Genomic DNA, 15,605 nt, shown 5'->3' with positions numbered 1-15,605 from the left:
GGTGAGGTTATCACAATGAAAGTTATCGCATTTGGCGCAAGTACCAGCTCAACATCAATCAATAAAGCGTTGGCAACTTACGCGGCTGGTTTGATTGACGGTGCCGATGTTCAAGTACTGGATATTAGCCAGTATTCAGTGCCTATGTTTAGTGAAGATGTAGAAAAAGAAATCGGTCAAGCTGAAGGCGCTCAAGCTTTCTTGAATGATTTAGCGCAAGCGGATGCCTTTGTTATTTCATTTGCTGAGCATAATGGCCACCACCCAGCGGCGTATAAAAACTTATTTGACTGGGCAACACGAATCGACCGTAATGTCTTTAAAGATAAACCTGCGGTTTATTTAGCTACTTCACCAGGCCCGGGCGGAGCGAAATCCGTATTAGCTGCAGCGATAGGTTCTGCGCCATTTTTTGGTGGTAATGTTAAAGCCTCGCTCTCTATTGCCAGCTTCTATGATAACTTTGACCAAGAGTTGGGTAAGGTTACAAACCCAGAACTGGCGGCCCAAGTTCAAGAAGTCGTCGCTCAATTAGCGAAATAAAATGATTTATTGATTGAATGCTCTCAAACGCCTCGTCATTACGAGGCGTTTTTACATCACTCAAAAGCCATGGTACAGAGTGCTATTCTATTGGCTGAGTAACTTGCCTTTTTTCAGTTTGCGGATCCACATCCGACTTGGATGCAGCGTTTCAAGCACATCAACAGCAAGGGGAAGCGGATCCCCACAGATTTGTGATGCCAGAACTTCAGCCATTAAAGGGGCAGAGCTTAACCCCCGAGAGCCCAAGCCCAGTAATCCATATAAATGCGGATAATTTGAAACGGGAGAGATTTGTTCTGGGGACTGTTGAGGTAAATCTGAGTACTGCTCAATAATTTGGTCACGTTGACCGATATTGCCAACAAAAGGTAGATGATCTCGGCTAACACAGCGGATGCCTTGCCGAGATTGATTACCTGACACCTCTACCCGTTTAGGCCAAGGTTGGTTGGGAATACAACGCGTTAAGCGCTGAGCATTCTCTTGCTGTGCCTGAGGGTCAAAAAGACGGTCTAACGATTGTCGGTCGTAACTTGCGCCAAGGCAATGAGTGTTGTGAGTAGGGCTATTGGGGGTCATATAACCGTCATAACAAAGCACCGAATGAAGTGAGTTTAAGGTTGAATTTGTAGGCACGTGGCTCACTTGGCCTTTCACTTTACCTAAAGGAATGAATCGGGTCTGCTCGAATTGATCAAATTGATGACCATTAGCAATGACCACACATTGATGTTGAAATGATTGGCCATCACTGTCTAATTGCCAACACTGTTGGTTTTCCAACCAAGTTAATTTATTAATTGGTTGTTCGAAATAGGCGGTTAATGTTCCTTCTTCTTGTAATAATGTCAACAATGCTGTGGTGAACTCTGCCGGGGATAACCAGCCACCAAGTGAGTAATAAAGGCTAGGCATATCAATCGGTAAGCCTATTTTTTCTTGAGTTTGCTCTTGAGTGAGAAACTGAACCAGCGCATCAGGAAAATGGCCTTGCAACATACGGGTGAGCTTATCAGTGGATCGGGCATCCCACATTAACTGAGTCACCCCACACCAATCATGCTCAAACGGACAGTGTTGTGCTATCTGTTTAACGATTTGACGAGTGAAAAGAAATGCTGGGGCAAAGACACGAGATACACTGCTGTGTTCACTATTGAGTAGAGGGTAAACCGCACCTTGTCGATTACCGGATGCTCCATCTGCGGGGGTGGTATCTGCGCAGTATAAGGTTACAGGAACGCCGCGTAGAGAAAGTGCGTAAGCCAGGGTTGCACTGGCAATACCGCCACCAATAATGGCCACCTCTTTAAGGTTGGTGACTTTTTCTCTGTGATAGCAAGGGTGAATATTGGTGTATGGGGTTTTGGATGCCAGATGGCCAGTAATCATTTCTCGTTTTGTACCAAAACCCTTGACCTTTTTCATGTCAAATCCGGCTTCGATAAGGCCTCTGCGAACAAATCCCGCGGCGGTAAAAGTCGCACACGTAGCCCCTTGTTTGGCTAATTGGCTCATGCCGTTAAACAGATTTTGATTCCACATTTCAGGGTTTTTACTGGGCGCAAATCCATCAAGAAACCAAGCATCAACCAATCCTTGTGGCGGAACTGGCACCTTGGGCATGCAATCTTTAATATCCCCGAACCACAAATCAAGCGTTACGGTTCCGCCAGCTAATAGAATGCGATGGCATTCAGGAACGGCAATTGGGTAATGCTCTTGTAATTGCTGAGCATACTCGGCCAGTTCTGGCCAAGATTGATGTGCTTTGATCAAATCGGCTTTGTTGAGTGGATACTTTTCAAAACTGATAAAATGCAATGTTTTTAGCGTAGAATCAGGGGATTGCTGTAAAAACTGATCAAACCACTGCCAAGCCGCAAGGAAGTTGAGTCCAGTTCCAAATCCTGTTTCTGCGATAACAAAACGGCGTTGGTCATACTCATGCCATCTTTGTGGGAGATGATTTTTTTCAAGAAAAACGTAACGAGTCTCTTCTAATCCATTAGTATTAGAAAAATAGACGTCGTCAAATTGGTCTGAAACAGGTGTTCCTGCGTCATTCCAAGCTAATTGTGCATGAGTAATGGAAGTCATAATCGATGAGTTCTAGGAAATATGCGTTGAATAAGGCAAGATTGTACGGATTTATAGGAAAGCTGACCACTTTTGTTACTTATCTTCGTTATTATCTAACGAGAAATTTTGAATTATAGGAATGTTACATGAAACGAGTCGTAATCACTGGTATGGGTATTGTTTCCAGTATCGGTAACAACGTCCAAGAAGTTTTAGCATCTCTGAAAGCTGGCAAATCAGGCATTACTGCTTCTGAGCAATTTAAAGAGCAAGGCTTACGTTCTCAAGTGTGGGGCAATCTGAAAATTAATCCTGCGGAACATATTGATCGCAAACAAATGCGTTTTATGGGCGATGCCGCTGCGTATGCTTATTTATCCATGGAACAAGCCATTGCAGATGCAGGGTTGACGCCAGAACAAGTTTCTAATGATCGTACTGGGATTATTGCTGGTTCCGGTGGCGCATCATCATTAAACCAAGTGGTGGCTGTTGATACACTACGTGAAAAAGGCGTGAAACGTATTGGGCCTTATATGGTCCCACGTACGATGTCTTCGACCGTTTCTGCGTGTCTGGCGACTCCATTTAAAATCCGCGGTGTGAATTATTCTATCAGTTCGGCATGTGCCACTTCTGCTCACTGTATTGGTAATGCGATGGAACTGATCCAATTGGGGAAACAGGACATCGTTTTTGCGGGGGGGGGTGAAGAGTTAGATTGGTCTTTGACCATGATGTTTGATGCGATGGGCGCACTATCAACAAAATATAATGATACACCAGATCAAGCATCACGTACTTATGATGCCGACCGTGACGGTTTCGTTATCTCTGGTGGCGGTGGCATGTTAGTGATTGAAGAGTTAGAACACGCTTTAGCTCGTGGTGCCAAAATATATGGTGAAATCGTGGGGTATGGTGCGACATCTGACGGCTATGACATGGTGGCCCCTTCTGGTGAAGGTGCGGCTCGTTGTATGAAAATGGCGATGCAACATGTTGATCGTGTGGATTATGTGAACACCCATGGTACTTCAACACCGGTTGGTGATGTGAAGGAGTTAGGTGCGATTCAAGAAGTCTTTGCGGGTAACAGCCCAGCCATTTCTGCCACAAAAGCCATGACGGGTCATGCTCTTGGTGCGGCGGGCGTTCATGAAGCTATCTATTCTACCTTAATGCTGCATCATAATTTTATTGCTCCAAGCATTAATATTGAAACATTAGATGACGCCGCTCAAGGCTTAGATATTGTGACTGAAATGCGGGAGCAGCCATTAACAACGGTTATGTCTAATAGCTTTGGATTTGGTGGAACGAACGCCACGCTGGTGATTAAAAAGTACTCAGCGTAATTACTAAATACCGTAAGGTAAAAAGGTTTCCAGAACCGATCGGTATCACCGATCAAACAGACGCAGACTCTGTCCCCTGGAGAGCGGGACAGGATCCTTTTGTTCTGGATATTCACCCGGTAGCCAATTGGTACCGGGTATTTTTATTCTCGACACAGTGAACGCTTTTCTGCACAATGCTTGCCAAACAGACGGCGCGTCTTGGTGAGTTGAGCTATCTTCTCATTGTTCCCCTTTATTCCTCAAAAATAACTTGTGTGAACCTGCTATGAAAATATTGATTGATGAAAATATGCCTTATGCTGAGTCGTTATTTGGTCAGCTTGGTGAGGTGATTTTAAAACCTGGGCGAACACTTACCGCTGACGATTTAATCGATATTGATGCTTTGATGATCCGCTCTGTGACAAAAGTGGATGAGCGCTTACTTGCTAAAGCGAACCGATTAACGTTCGTTGGTACGGCAACCGCAGGTACGGATCATGTAGACCAAGCCTTATTGGCTGAGCGGGGCATCTTTTTTACCGCCGCCCCTGGTTGTAATAAAGTTGGGGTTGCCGAGTATGTGTTTAGTGTTTTGATGGTACTTGCTCAGCAGCAAGGTTTCTCGGTATTGGATAAAACCGTAGGCATTATTGGTGCAGGCCAAGTTGGGAGTTACTTAGCTGAATGTTTAACGGGCTTGGGTATTAAGGTACTTCTTAACGATCCTCCTAAACAAGCTCAAGGGGATAGCCGTGAGTTTACCGAGCTGTCTATACTATTAGACAATGCGGATGTGATTACGTTACACACCCCGATTACTCGTGAAGGTGAATGGCCGACACACCACTTGATTAATGAGTCGGTTCTACAGCGGTTGCGTGGTGATCAAATTTTAATTAATGCAGCCCGTGGTCCTGTTGTTGATAACGAGGCGCTCAAAGCCCGTTTGCAGCAGCAAGATGGATTTACGGCGGCGTTAGATGTATTTGAGTTTGAACCCCAGGTGGATTTGTCGTTACTGCCATTGCTTGCCTTTGCAACGCCACATGTCGCAGGTTATGGTTTAGAAGGCAAAGCGCGTGGTACAACGATGGTGTTTAATCGCTATAGTGAGTTTCTAGGGCAAGCATGTTGGGCAAACCCCTCAAGCTTGCTTCCTGTTGCTCCTATTCCAGAAGTGACATTAAATCGACGATGGGATGAAGCGACGCTGCTGAACTTAACTCAATTGGTTTACGATGTACGACGTGATGATGCGCAGTTTCGCCGAGAAATCCAGCAACCCGGAGCCTTTGATCAAATGCGTAAACAGTATTGGGATCGGCGAGAATATAGCGCAATCAGGCTCGTGGGGGATGAATCTTGTCAACTCGAGCCACTAGCGAAATTAGGTTTTAATATAGAGGTAACGAATGAGCCAAGAATTTAATGTTGCCATTTTTGGCGCAACAGGAGCCGTGGGTGAAACGATGTTGGAAGTTCTGCAAGAACGTCAGTTTCCGGTCGGTGAATTATTTTTACTAGCCAGTGAGCGCAGTGAAGGTAAAACCTACCGTTTTAACGGTAAGACAGTCCGCGTACAGAATGTGGAAGAGTTTGATTGGTCTCTTGCTCATATTGCGTTGTTTTCTGCAGGTGGAGAGTTGTCTGAACACTGGGCTCCGATTGCCGCTGAGGCAGGCGTTGTCGTGATTGATAACTCTTCACAATTTCGTTATGACTACGACGTTCCATTGGTGGTTCCAGAAGTTAATCCACAAGCCATTGCGGAGTTTCGTAATCGAAACATTATTGCTAATCCGAACTGTTCAACTATCCAGATGTTGGTGGCCTTAAAACCGATCTATGATGCTGTTGGTATTGAACGTATTAACGTGACCACATATCAATCCGTTTCTGGTGCAGGTAAAGCGGGTATTGATGAACTTGCAGGGCAAACGGCTAAGTTACTGAATGGTATTCCGGCAGATCCTCAAGTATTCAGTCAACAAATTGCTTTTAACTGTATTCCACAAATTGATCAATTTATGGAGAATGGTTATACCAAAGAAGAGATGAAGATGGTGTGGGAAACCCAGAAAATCTTCAATGATCCTTCGTTGATGGTTAACCCTACTTGTGTGCGAGTTCCGGTTTTTTATGGTCATGCTGAAGCTGTACACATTGAAACCAGTCATCCGATTGATGCCGAACAAGTGATTAGGTTATTGGATCAAACGGATGGCATCGAGGTTTTTCAAGGCGAGGAGTTTCCAACGCAAGTGCGTGATGCTGGTGGTAAAGACGGTGTGTTAGTCGGACGTATCCGTAATGATATTAGCCATCATAGTGGTATCAACTTGTGGGTTGTCGCAGATAATGTACGTAAAGGTGCAGCAACGAATGCGGTACAAATTGCAGAAGTCTTGATCCGTGATTACTTTTAGCTTAACGCTTGGATATGACGAGTAATAAAAAAACCACCGTGCGGTGGTTTTTTTATGTGATTACTTTACTTTGTGAGCATCAGGATCGGTTTTACAGTTTCCGTTAGCACATTTACCGTACAGATAGAGACTGTGATTGGTTAATTTAACATTGTATCGAGCAGCAATCTCTTTTTGGCGCTGTTCGATAATATCATCTGAAAACTCAATCACTTCACCGCAATCGAGACAGACTAGGTGATCATGATGATGTTGAGTCGAGAGCTCAAAGACGGATTTGCCCCCTTCAAAGTGGTGGCGAGTAACAATGCCCGCATCATCAAATTGGTTTAAAACTCGATAAACGGTGGCAAGACCGATCTCTTCCCCGAGATCAATCAGCTTTTTGTACAGCTCTTCAGCACTAATATGTTGGCACTCTGGCTGTTGCAATACTTCTAAAATCTTTAGCCGTGGAAGGGTTACTTTAAGACCAGCATCCTTTAGCGCTTGGTTATTGTCTGACATATACTTTCCCGTTGATGATCTGCCGTCGTAAACAGAAGTCAATATTGCTCAATATTATAGGTCACCGAGTTAAAACAATAAACCACGAAGTTCAAAGGGTTACTGTCTTTATTAATAAAGTCGTGTCAAATCACGGTGAAATCTGATTAGACCAGTTACAATTGTGCAACATTAACTGCATTGTACTTCTCAACCTTGAACTAAAGCTACCCTTTATTACTAAGAGGCTGAGAGTTTCTTGAGTCTAAGGCACGGATAGCATGAATAAAACACTGGAAATGTTATATAAACCGAATATTGTGAAGTGGGCACTAAATAGTTGGCCCCCTTTCTGGGGAGCTGGAATAAAAATAGAGTCGATCAGTGATGACTTTCGTGAAGCAAAGCTTCGGTTAAAATTACGTTGGTGGAATAAAAATGCCAACCGATCCCAGTATGGTGGGAGTATTTTCTCTCTTACTGATCCCGTTTACTCTTTGATGTTGATGGGTATTTTAGGTAAACGCTATTATGTGTGGGATAAAGAAGCGAGCATTAATTTTATTAAACCCGGCCAGAGCGATCTCTATGCTGAGTTCTTGATTTCCCAAGCTCAGTTAGATGACATATTGGCCGTCACCGCTAATGGGGATAAATGTTTTCCTGAATTTATTATCCATGTTAAAGATAAAGAGGGAACGGTGGTTTCCGAGGTGCATCGTAAGTTATACGTTCGAAAAAGACCCAAGTACCGCACCAGTGGTGGTGATATGCTGCCTTCATGAGAGTTATGTACTCAATGTTTTATCTTGATGTCTGATACTGCTCACACAGTTCAATCCATGCTTCAGCGGTACGGGACACGTACCGTTCACCGTGCCAAATTACGCTAAGTCGCCAATCAATTGTTGGGGTGATTGGTCGTATCAGTACCCCCTCGCTCTGTATCCGTTGGCAAAGGGGTTCAGGCAAAAAGGCGACACCGACTCCACTTTTCACAAGGGCAACCAGAAAGTCCCATTGGCTGCTGCGTGCTGCAATTTGTGGGGTAAATCCTTGTTGTTGACAGAGAGACTGCACACAATCACTTAAATTAAATTCTTTGGTATAAAGATAGAAAGGTTCATTTCTCAACTTGTCCCAAGTCATTTTCACCATCTCTTTCCAAGGAGAAACATTGGGAAGAACGGCATAGATGGGATAGCTATCCAGCACTAAGGTATTCAGGTTTTGCTCAGCATGAGGAGAAAGCATGGTGACCGCGACGTCTATCTCGCCATTCAATATCGCTTGTTCTATTTTTCGGCCTCCGTATTCCACGATTGTCATCTCAACATTCGGGTAAGCTTGGCGGTATTGTCGAATGATCCCTGCATAGAGATGCCCAACCATCGGGGGAATTCCTAATCGAAGTTGACCTCGCTGTAATTGGTTGAGGTCTATCAATTCAGCCTTCAGTTGAGTTAGATGCGCGAGGATTTCTACGGCACGTTGATAGACAATTTCTCCTGCTTCGGTGAGCCAAAAACGCCTTCCTTCTCGATGTAATAGTGGTTGGCCGACTTCAAGCTCAAGGCTACGAATCATTTTACTGATGGTGGGTTGTGTTACATAGAGCTGCTCTGATGCACGGGTAAAACTTTGTTGGTTAACGAGTTCAACAAAGTATCGAAGCGCTTTAATGTCCATGATGACCTCGGTGTTCTAAACATTCCATTTTGGAATGATTTTTATAATAAAAAGTCATTTTATGCAGGTTTGTTACCTTACTATACTGTGACTAATTTCACAAAAACATCGAATAATAGAATGAGAAAAATAGAAAATGGTTTGCTGACTTTAGGTCAAATTTTGGTTTTAGCCTTGATATGGTTGATTGCCGATTACTTGGTACATCGTTTTCATCTTCCAATCCCAGCTAACTTAACGGGGATGCTTTTGTTACTGGTACTGGTGTTTAGCCGAGTTGTGAAGGTGGATTGGTTGCGTAAAGGTGCATCGTGGCTGCTGGCGGAGATGTTATTATTTTTTGTTCCAGCGGTAGTTGCGGTCGTGAATTATCAGCCGCTAATGCGTCAGCAAGGGCTACGTATTATGCTGGTTTTAGTGATTAGCACCATTGTGGTGATCGCTGTGACCGCTTGGGTTGTCGATAAACTCTATCGTTTCGAATTAAAATGGGCTCGGCGCAAAAGCCATCCGGTGAAGGGAGCATAAGATGTCGATTCATCTATCGTTACTGGGCGTCGCTTGCCTTATTTTAACGTTGCTTCTTTATTACGGCAGTAAAATGCTGTACCAACGTAAACGTTCGATATTATTAATGCCACTTCTGCTTGCACCTTTACTCTTAGTGGTCATCGTGATGGGGTTAGGTATCCCATATCAAGCCTATATGGAAGAATCTCACTGGCTGCTCTGGCTACTTGGCCCAGCCACCGTCGCCTTTGCTATCCCGGTTTATGATAATCGTAAGCTGATTGGTCGCCATTGGCTTTCATTATCTGTTGGGGTTTTGGTGTCGGTCGTTGTTGCGGTGGGCAGTACCGTTTTGCTTGCGCGCTGGTTTGAATTGCCAGAACTCCTACAGCGCAGCTTAGCCATGCGTTCGATCACCACGCCTTTTGCTGTTGAGGCAACGCGTTCTATTGGTGGACAAAGTGACTTAACGGCTCTATTTGTGGTGTTAACTGGCGTCATTGGTATGGCGGTGGGGGAAACCGTATTAACCGTACTGTCGATTCGCTCTCGTTTTGGTAAAGGGGCGAGTTTGGGGGCTTCGGCCCACGGAGCAGGAACGGCTAAAGCCTATCAAATAGGAAACTCTGAAGGGGTCGTATCTAGTGTTGTGATGATGATTGCAGGGATGGTGACTGTGTTGATTGCTCCATTTTTGGGGCAACTTTTGTGGTAATAGGTGACGGAAGATAAGTGAATTTAGGTAAAAAATAGCCCTCAGTTCAGAGGGCTATTTTTTAGTCGTCTAGCTCAGCGAGACACATTTCTTCATAAACTTGGTTTACCCAAGTTGTAACACGTTGCTCGGTGAGTTCTGGCTGGCGATCTTCATCAATACACAAACCAACAAAGTGGTTATCATCCACTAATGCCTTTGAGGCTTCAAATTCGTAGCCTTCTGTCGGCCAATGACCCACGATTGTTGCTCCTTTCGCTTCGACGATGTCACGTACTGTCCCCATCGCGTCACAGAAGTATTCCGCATAGTCTTCTTGATCTCCACAACCAAAAATGGCGACCAATTTAGTAGAAAAATCGATGGCTTCTAACTCAGGGAAAAAATCATCCCAGTCACATTGAGCTTCACCGTAATACCAAGTAGGGATGCCTAGCAGCAGAAGATCGAAATTATCGATATCCTCTTTACTACTTTTGGCGATATCTTGGACATGGACCAGTTTTTTACCGAGTTGTTTTTGAATCATTTTTGCAATAGCTTCGGTGTTACCTGTATCGCTACCAAAAAAGATACCTACACTTGCCATAGAGTCTTTACCTTTACATTGTTATCGGTTGATGGGGAGTGATGCTAGGTCATTAGCCCAGCCCTGAGCCTTCCCAACTGAGTTGAATAAGGCCTTTGGCAATAAAGCCCGCGCAACCTAAAAATAGCACCAGCCATACGATACGACGGCCAAATGGCGGAACATTACCTTGTTTCAATACGTCTTTTATTGCCATTCCAATGAAGAAAAAAATGGACGCAAAAAGTAGATCAAGCCCAATCGATTCGAGCATGTTCATATAGTCGTAAAGCATGGTTATCCTTTATACCAATTTGCTTGCGCGAACTATACCACTGTTATTCGTCAAAGTTAATCAGCCCATGAGCTTTGATTTGCCCCTTGTTTTTATAAGGTTTATGGGCTTAAACGATGAATTTTCGGATTGCTCGCAATACTTCGGCGGGTTTTTCGGCATGTAACCAATGTCCTGTATTAGCAATTACATGCGCTTTGGCATGGCTAAATTGTTGTTGAATCGCTGTTTGATGTTCTGCGGTTAAATAATCTGAATCGGCTCCTTTAATAAAGAGCGTCGGCGTCTTATTTTTCGGGATAGGTTCCCAACCGAGAATGTTTTCATAGTTAGCTTTTATTGCCTTCACATTAAAGCGCCAAGTCATTACACTGTCTTGGTTGATGAGCGATTTACTGAGAAATTGACGTACGCCTTCCAACTGAATGTGCTTGGCTAAAATCGTCATGACTTCACTACGGGAGGCGGGTTTTTGTTCTAGAATCGCGTCTAACCCTGCCAAAACATTATCATGTCGACGTACCGTATAAGCAATGGGAGCCATATCGAGTACGATTAATTTCTGAATGGCTTCTGGATCTACATCGGCCAGTTTCATGGCGACCTTACCACCCATTGAGTGGCCGATGAGGGTGGCTTGAGAAATTTGAAGATGCTGAAGCAGTCGAGCCACATCTCGCGCCATTAATGCATAGTTATGTTCTGGCGAGTGAAAAGATTGACCATGGTTACGTAAGTCAATACTTAATACTTGGTGATCTGTTTTTAGGTCTCGGGCTAATAATCCTAAATTATCCAAACTCCCAAATAGGCCATGGATCAAAACAACGGTGTGACCCTCACCTTCGAGTTTATAATTGAGCAGTGCTGACATTTTATCTTAATAGTAATGGGTTTAACGTAGAGTCTCGGCAAAGATCTCGCTATAATCCCACAGAGTTTAAACATTGAGATTGTGAAAAGCGAATGAAAACAATAGAGGTTGATGAAGATCTATACCGTTACATTGCTAGCCAAACCCGACATATTGGTGAAAGCGCGTCAGATATCCTGCGCCGTTTGCTGAATGTGGATAGACAGTCTATGCAAGAGCCAGCGTCGGATGTGCTGGTGACTAAAGGTATAGTTGTGAGTAAAGATGCCGCTCAAGAAACGAAAATCGATAGCGTCAAAGAGATGCGTGCCTTACTGATTTCAGATGAATTTGCTGATCTGAAAAAAGCGATTGATCGTTTTATTTTAGTGCTTTCTACACTCTATCGTGTCGATCCTGAAAGTTTTTCTGAAGCCATGTCGGTTAAAGGGCGGAAACGAGTGTATTTTGCGGATAATGAACAAACATTATTAGCTAATGGGCAAACCACGAAGCCTAAAGCTATCCCACATACGCCATTCTGGGTGATTACCAATAATAACACGAGCCGAAAACAGCAAATGGTTGAGCAAGTTATGGTTCGGATGAATTTTCCGACCGAGATCATTGATAAAGTGACTCAATCTATTTGACTTTTTAGAGAACAAAGGCCAAAAGTCTGATTGAAACCTCATAATATGCAATTAAAACAGCGTACTATGGGGTTTTTTATTTGTCGTTATTTTACATAGGATGTCATTATGGCTATGCACCCACGTGCAGGACAAAAAGCACAACAGCAGGATTTGCACAATATCCCCGCCCTTGTGGCCAACTACTACTTATTGCAACCCGATCCAAAAAATCCGCAACATCAAGTTCAGTTTGGTACATCAGGCCATCGGGGTAGCGCCGATAAGGCGACATTTAATGAAAATCATATTTTAGCCATTGCTCAAGCAGTGGTGGATATTCGAGCGGAGCAAGGAACGAATGGCCCTATTTATGTGGGGAAAGATACTCATGCTCTATCAGAACCAGCATTGAGCAGTGTACTTGAAGTTCTGATTGCCAATGGTGTTGAAGTGATTATTCAAGAAAATAATGGCTATACACCAACACCGGGCATTTCCCATGCCATTTTGACTCATAATCTTCAGCATACGGCGAAAGCGGACGGTATTGTGATTACCCCATCGCACAACCCTCCTCAAGATGGTGGGATCAAATACAACCCAACCCATGGTGGGCCTGCTGAGGGGGAGTTAACCCAAGCGATTGAAAATCGGGCTAATCAACTGATTGCGGAAGGGTTAAACGGTGTTAAGCGTCTTTCTATAACAGAAGCCAAACAATCCCCATTATTGAAGCAAGTAGATTTGGTGAAACCTTATATTGATGACCTTGTTAATGTTGTTGATATGCAAGCGATTCAAAAAGCCAAGCTAAAAATAGGTGTGGATCCTCTCGGTGGGAGTGGTATTGATTATTGGCGTCAAATTGGGCAAGCCTACAACCTAGACTTAACCTTAGTGAGTGAAGCGATTGATCCTACTTTCCAATTTATGTCATTAGATAAAGATGGCGTGGTGCGTATGGATTGTTCATCCCCTTATGCGATGGCCGGACTATTAGCACTGAAAGATCAATATGACCTTGCCTTTGGTAATGACCCTGATTATGACCGTCATGGTATTGTAACCCCACAAGGCTTGATGAATCCCAACCATTTCCTCGCGGTGTGTATTGATTACCTTTATCGTCATCGTACAGAGTGGAACGAAGAGGTTGCCGTTGGCAAAACATTAGTGTCCAGCGCTATGATTGATAAAGTCGTTGCTGATTTAGGTCGTGAATTATGTGAAGTGCCTGTTGGATTCAAATGGTTTGTTGATGGCTTATATTCCGGAAAATTTGGTTTTGGTGGCGAAGAGAGTGCGGGTGCTTCTTTCTTACGTACAGACGGTACACCTTGGTCAACGGACAAAGATGGCATTATTTTATGTTTGCTGGCTGCTGAAATTACTGCCGTTACCGGGAAAAATCCTCAACAATATTATGATGAACTCGCCGCTAAACATGGTGATTCATATTATAGCCGTATTCAAGCGGTGGCGAATGGACCACAAAAAGCAGTACTCAGTAAGCTATCACCAGAAATGGTTTCTGCTCAGACATTAGCCGGTGACCCCATTACGGCTCGTTTAACCCATGCTCCGGGTAATGGTGCCGCCATTGGTGGGCTCAAAGTGACTACAGAATTTGGTTGGTTTGCCGCTCGCCCATCGGGAACGGAAGATATTTATAAAATTTACTGTGAAAGCTTTAAAGGGGCGGAACATTTAACCCTGATTGAGCAAGAAGCGCAGCAGATTGTTAATCAAGTTTTTAACGACGCTGGTTTGTAAACACGTTATGAACCCTCTGTTGGGAAGGGAAGTACGAAGTACTTCCCTTTTTTATTTGAGCTAATTGACGTCAGCCGATGCTGGCCAATGGCGAGGCATGATAAACCAAAAGAGACCCGATTCACTTTGGCAATGAACAAACCCCTGATCGTGTTGGCCAGCTAAGTAAAGGGATGATGTTTTTTCTCGGCCTGTTAACCATTGGGGTTTATCTAAAGGGTAGAGTGGTTCACCAATCAGAGATACTTGATCGTGATAGCACCAATGTCCTTGAATTTGCGTGTGATTGAGCGGGTAGCCTAAACAGTCTTTGGGAATGGCCTCTGGCTGAAATGGATTGGTATATAAACGCCCTTGCATCAGTAAATGCGGTTTTGCCTTCGCCCACAATGGGTAGTTCTCACAGAAAGTAGGATGGGTTGAGAGGATTAACTGGTGGTTGAGCATGTGGGAAAGTTTACTATCCAGTCGATCTTCCGCATTAGGGCCATACCATACCCCTTGATGAAGAAGGTAAAATTTTATTGCCACTTCCCAGTGTTCATACTCATTGGTATGGCGATTTTTAGCAATAAAATCAATAGCACCAAGCGTTTGCCCATGTTCATTAAGTTGAATTTCTTCCGATACCGCATTATAACGCGGGGTGAGAGTAAACAGTTGCTGGCATATAAACTGATAAATAAACCCTAACCTTGGGTTTCCTTGATAGGGGGGCCAGTGTTGCTCATTCGGTGGTGGCGTAAAAGGCACTTTTGCCACCAAAGGAAAAGAGTGCTCAAACAGGGTTGGGGTTTTGACGACCCAAGTGATCAGTGGTGTTATGTCCATAATGCTTACTCTTACTGCGACCGTACAGTTTTCGACATTCTAGCTTGAAATTGTTATAACCACGCCATGCTAATCAAGTAATGGAACACAAGATGAACAATTTTCAGCTAGAAGCTTTGCTAAATGAGACCTTGTCCCCACAATTAATCAAAGATTATTGCCCTAATGGGTTACAAGTCGAAGGTAAACCTGACATCAAAAAAATCATTACCGGTGTGACTGCGTCAAAAGCCTTGATTGAACAAGCAGTAGAACGTCAAGCGGACGCGCTACTGGTTCATCATGGCTATTTCTGGAAAGGAGAGCCAGAATCCATTCGTGGGATGAAAGGGGATCGACTACGGACTCTGATAAAACATGATATCAATTTGCTGGCTTATCATTTACCTCTCGATATTCATCCTCAACTGGGTAACAACGCTCAGTTAGCCCAGTTGCTTGAGATTGATGTCGAAGGCGGTTTAGAGGGACACCCTCAATCTGTGGCAATGTATGGCGCTCTACGTCATGTGTTGAGCGGAGAGGAATTGGCAACCAAGATAACTCAAGTGCTGGAACGCCCACCGTTACACATTGCACCTGAGCAGCAAGATAAACCGATTAAGAATATTGCTTGGTGTACTGGTGGTGGGCAAGACTACATAACGCTTGCTGCCGAACAAGGAATGGATGCCTTTATTTCAGGAGAAGTTTCTGAGCGAACGACCTATATAGCGCGTGAACTTAATATTCACTATTTTGCAGCGGGCCATCATGCCACGGAGCGTTATGGTGTGAAAGCCTTAGGGGAATGGTTGGCGAAGGAGCATGGGGTTGAGGTCGAGTTCATCGATATTGATAATCCAGTATAACA

Annotated in this window: 17 protein-coding genes; 10 read left to right on the top strand and 7 right to left on the bottom strand. The window is 44.0% G+C overall.

The window, feature by feature from the left end; translation table 11 throughout:
* Positions 1–15: 15 nt before the first annotated feature.
* Positions 16–543 (top strand): NADPH-dependent FMN reductase, encoded by a 528-nt coding sequence (locus tag B5D54_RS04645; RefSeq protein ID WP_078925320.1) that lies wholly within the window; start codon positions 16–18, stop codon positions 541–543.
* A gap of 87 nt (positions 544–630) precedes the next feature.
* Here B5D54_RS04645 and mnmC read toward each other — a convergent pair whose 3' ends face one another.
* Positions 631–2,646, bottom strand: coding sequence for a bifunctional tRNA (5-methylaminomethyl-2-thiouridine)(34)-methyltransferase MnmC2/FAD-dependent 5-carboxymethylaminomethyl-2-thiouridine(34) oxidoreductase MnmC1 (gene mnmC / locus B5D54_RS04640; protein ID WP_078925318.1), 2,016 nt, complete (start codon positions 2,644–2,646; stop codon positions 631–633).
* A gap of 128 nt (positions 2,647–2,774) precedes the next feature.
* Here mnmC and fabB point away from each other — a divergent pair, with 128 nt between their 5' ends.
* The 3 genes from fabB (at position 2,775) to B5D54_RS04625 (ending at position 6,397) form a co-directional block, all read left to right on the top strand.
* Complete coding sequence (gene fabB / locus B5D54_RS04635; RefSeq protein WP_078925317.1) at positions 2,775–3,986, top strand: beta-ketoacyl-ACP synthase I; 1,212 nt, start codon at positions 2,775–2,777, stop codon at positions 3,984–3,986.
* A 268-nt stretch (positions 3,987–4,254) separates the two neighbouring features.
* Positions 4,255–5,400 (top strand): 4-phosphoerythronate dehydrogenase, encoded by a 1,146-nt coding sequence (locus B5D54_RS04630; protein WP_078925316.1) that lies wholly within the window; start codon positions 4,255–4,257, stop codon positions 5,398–5,400.
* On the top strand, positions 5,384–6,397 hold the full coding sequence (locus tag B5D54_RS04625) for an aspartate-semialdehyde dehydrogenase (protein ID WP_078925315.1): 1,014 nt from the start codon (positions 5,384–5,386) through the stop codon (positions 6,395–6,397). The genes B5D54_RS04630 and B5D54_RS04625 overlap by 17 nt, the downstream gene beginning before the upstream one ends.
* 60 nt (positions 6,398–6,457) lie before the next feature.
* Here B5D54_RS04625 and fcrX read toward each other — a convergent pair whose 3' ends face one another.
* Positions 6,458–6,904: a ferric iron uptake transcriptional regulator FcrX gene (fcrX, locus tag B5D54_RS04620; protein WP_078925314.1), complete on the bottom strand. Its 447-nt coding sequence runs from the start codon at positions 6,902–6,904 to the stop codon at positions 6,458–6,460.
* A gap of 260 nt (positions 6,905–7,164) precedes the next feature.
* Here fcrX and B5D54_RS04615 point away from each other — a divergent pair, with 260 nt between their 5' ends.
* Complete coding sequence (locus tag B5D54_RS04615) at positions 7,165–7,668, top strand: DUF4442 domain-containing protein (protein ID WP_078925313.1); 504 nt, start codon at positions 7,165–7,167, stop codon at positions 7,666–7,668.
* Positions 7,669–7,687: 19 nt separating this feature from the next.
* On the opposite strand, the gene B5D54_RS04610 is transcribed toward B5D54_RS04615, so the two are convergent.
* Positions 7,688–8,572 carry a LysR family transcriptional regulator gene (locus tag B5D54_RS04610; RefSeq protein WP_078925311.1) on the bottom strand — a complete coding sequence of 295 codons (885 nt, stop codon included), beginning with the start codon at positions 8,570–8,572 and terminating at the stop codon, positions 7,688–7,690.
* Between the two features lie 120 nt (positions 8,573–8,692).
* Here B5D54_RS04610 and B5D54_RS04605 point away from each other — a divergent pair, with 120 nt between their 5' ends.
* Both B5D54_RS04605 and B5D54_RS04600 read left to right on the top strand, forming a co-directional pair.
* On the top strand, positions 8,693–9,100 hold the full coding sequence (locus tag B5D54_RS04605) for a CidA/LrgA family protein (protein ID WP_078925309.1): 408 nt from the start codon (positions 8,693–8,695) through the stop codon (positions 9,098–9,100).
* A gap of 7 nt (positions 9,101–9,107) precedes the next feature.
* Positions 9,108–9,797, top strand: coding sequence for an LrgB family protein (locus B5D54_RS04600; protein ID WP_115174051.1), 690 nt, complete (start codon positions 9,108–9,110; stop codon positions 9,795–9,797).
* 61 nt (positions 9,798–9,858) lie between these two features.
* On the opposite strand, the gene fldA is transcribed toward B5D54_RS04600, so the two are convergent.
* The 3 genes from fldA to B5D54_RS04585 form a co-directional block, all read right to left on the bottom strand.
* Positions 9,859–10,386 (bottom strand): flavodoxin FldA, encoded by a 528-nt coding sequence (gene fldA, locus B5D54_RS04595; RefSeq protein ID WP_078925307.1) that lies wholly within the window; start codon positions 10,384–10,386, stop codon positions 9,859–9,861.
* A gap of 52 nt (positions 10,387–10,438) precedes the next feature.
* Positions 10,439–10,660, bottom strand: coding sequence for a DUF2788 domain-containing protein (locus tag B5D54_RS04590; RefSeq protein WP_078925306.1), 222 nt, complete (start codon positions 10,658–10,660; stop codon positions 10,439–10,441).
* Positions 10,661–10,769: 109 nt separating this feature from the next.
* Positions 10,770–11,534, bottom strand: a complete 765-nt coding sequence (locus tag B5D54_RS04585) for an alpha/beta fold hydrolase (protein WP_078925305.1) — start codon at positions 11,532–11,534, stop codon at positions 10,770–10,772.
* A gap of 92 nt (positions 11,535–11,626) precedes the next feature.
* On the opposite strand from B5D54_RS04585, the gene seqA reads away from it, so the two are divergent.
* Positions 11,627–12,166, top strand: a complete 540-nt coding sequence (gene seqA, locus B5D54_RS04580; RefSeq protein ID WP_078925304.1) for a replication initiation negative regulator SeqA — start codon at positions 11,627–11,629, stop codon at positions 12,164–12,166.
* A gap of 108 nt (positions 12,167–12,274) precedes the next feature.
* Positions 12,275–13,921 (top strand): phosphoglucomutase (alpha-D-glucose-1,6-bisphosphate-dependent), encoded by a 1,647-nt coding sequence (gene pgm / locus B5D54_RS04575; protein WP_078925303.1) that lies wholly within the window; start codon positions 12,275–12,277, stop codon positions 13,919–13,921.
* A gap of 60 nt (positions 13,922–13,981) precedes the next feature.
* Here pgm and B5D54_RS04570 read toward each other — a convergent pair whose 3' ends face one another.
* Positions 13,982–14,752: a DUF1853 family protein gene (locus B5D54_RS04570; RefSeq protein ID WP_078925302.1), complete on the bottom strand. Its 771-nt coding sequence runs from the start codon at positions 14,750–14,752 to the stop codon at positions 13,982–13,984.
* A gap of 92 nt (positions 14,753–14,844) precedes the next feature.
* Here B5D54_RS04570 and B5D54_RS04565 point away from each other — a divergent pair, with 92 nt between their 5' ends.
* Positions 14,845–15,603 (top strand): Nif3-like dinuclear metal center hexameric protein, encoded by a 759-nt coding sequence (locus B5D54_RS04565; protein WP_078925301.1) that lies wholly within the window; start codon positions 14,845–14,847, stop codon positions 15,601–15,603.
* Positions 15,604–15,605 lie beyond the last annotated feature (2 nt).

The organism is Vibrio cincinnatiensis DSM 19608 (genome assembly GCF_900167345.1).
Lineage (GTDB): Bacteria > Pseudomonadota > Gammaproteobacteria > Enterobacterales > Vibrionaceae > Vibrio > Vibrio cincinnatiensis.
Note: the sequence above shows the minus strand (reverse complement) of the source record. Positions and strands in the feature narration are given on the sequence as shown.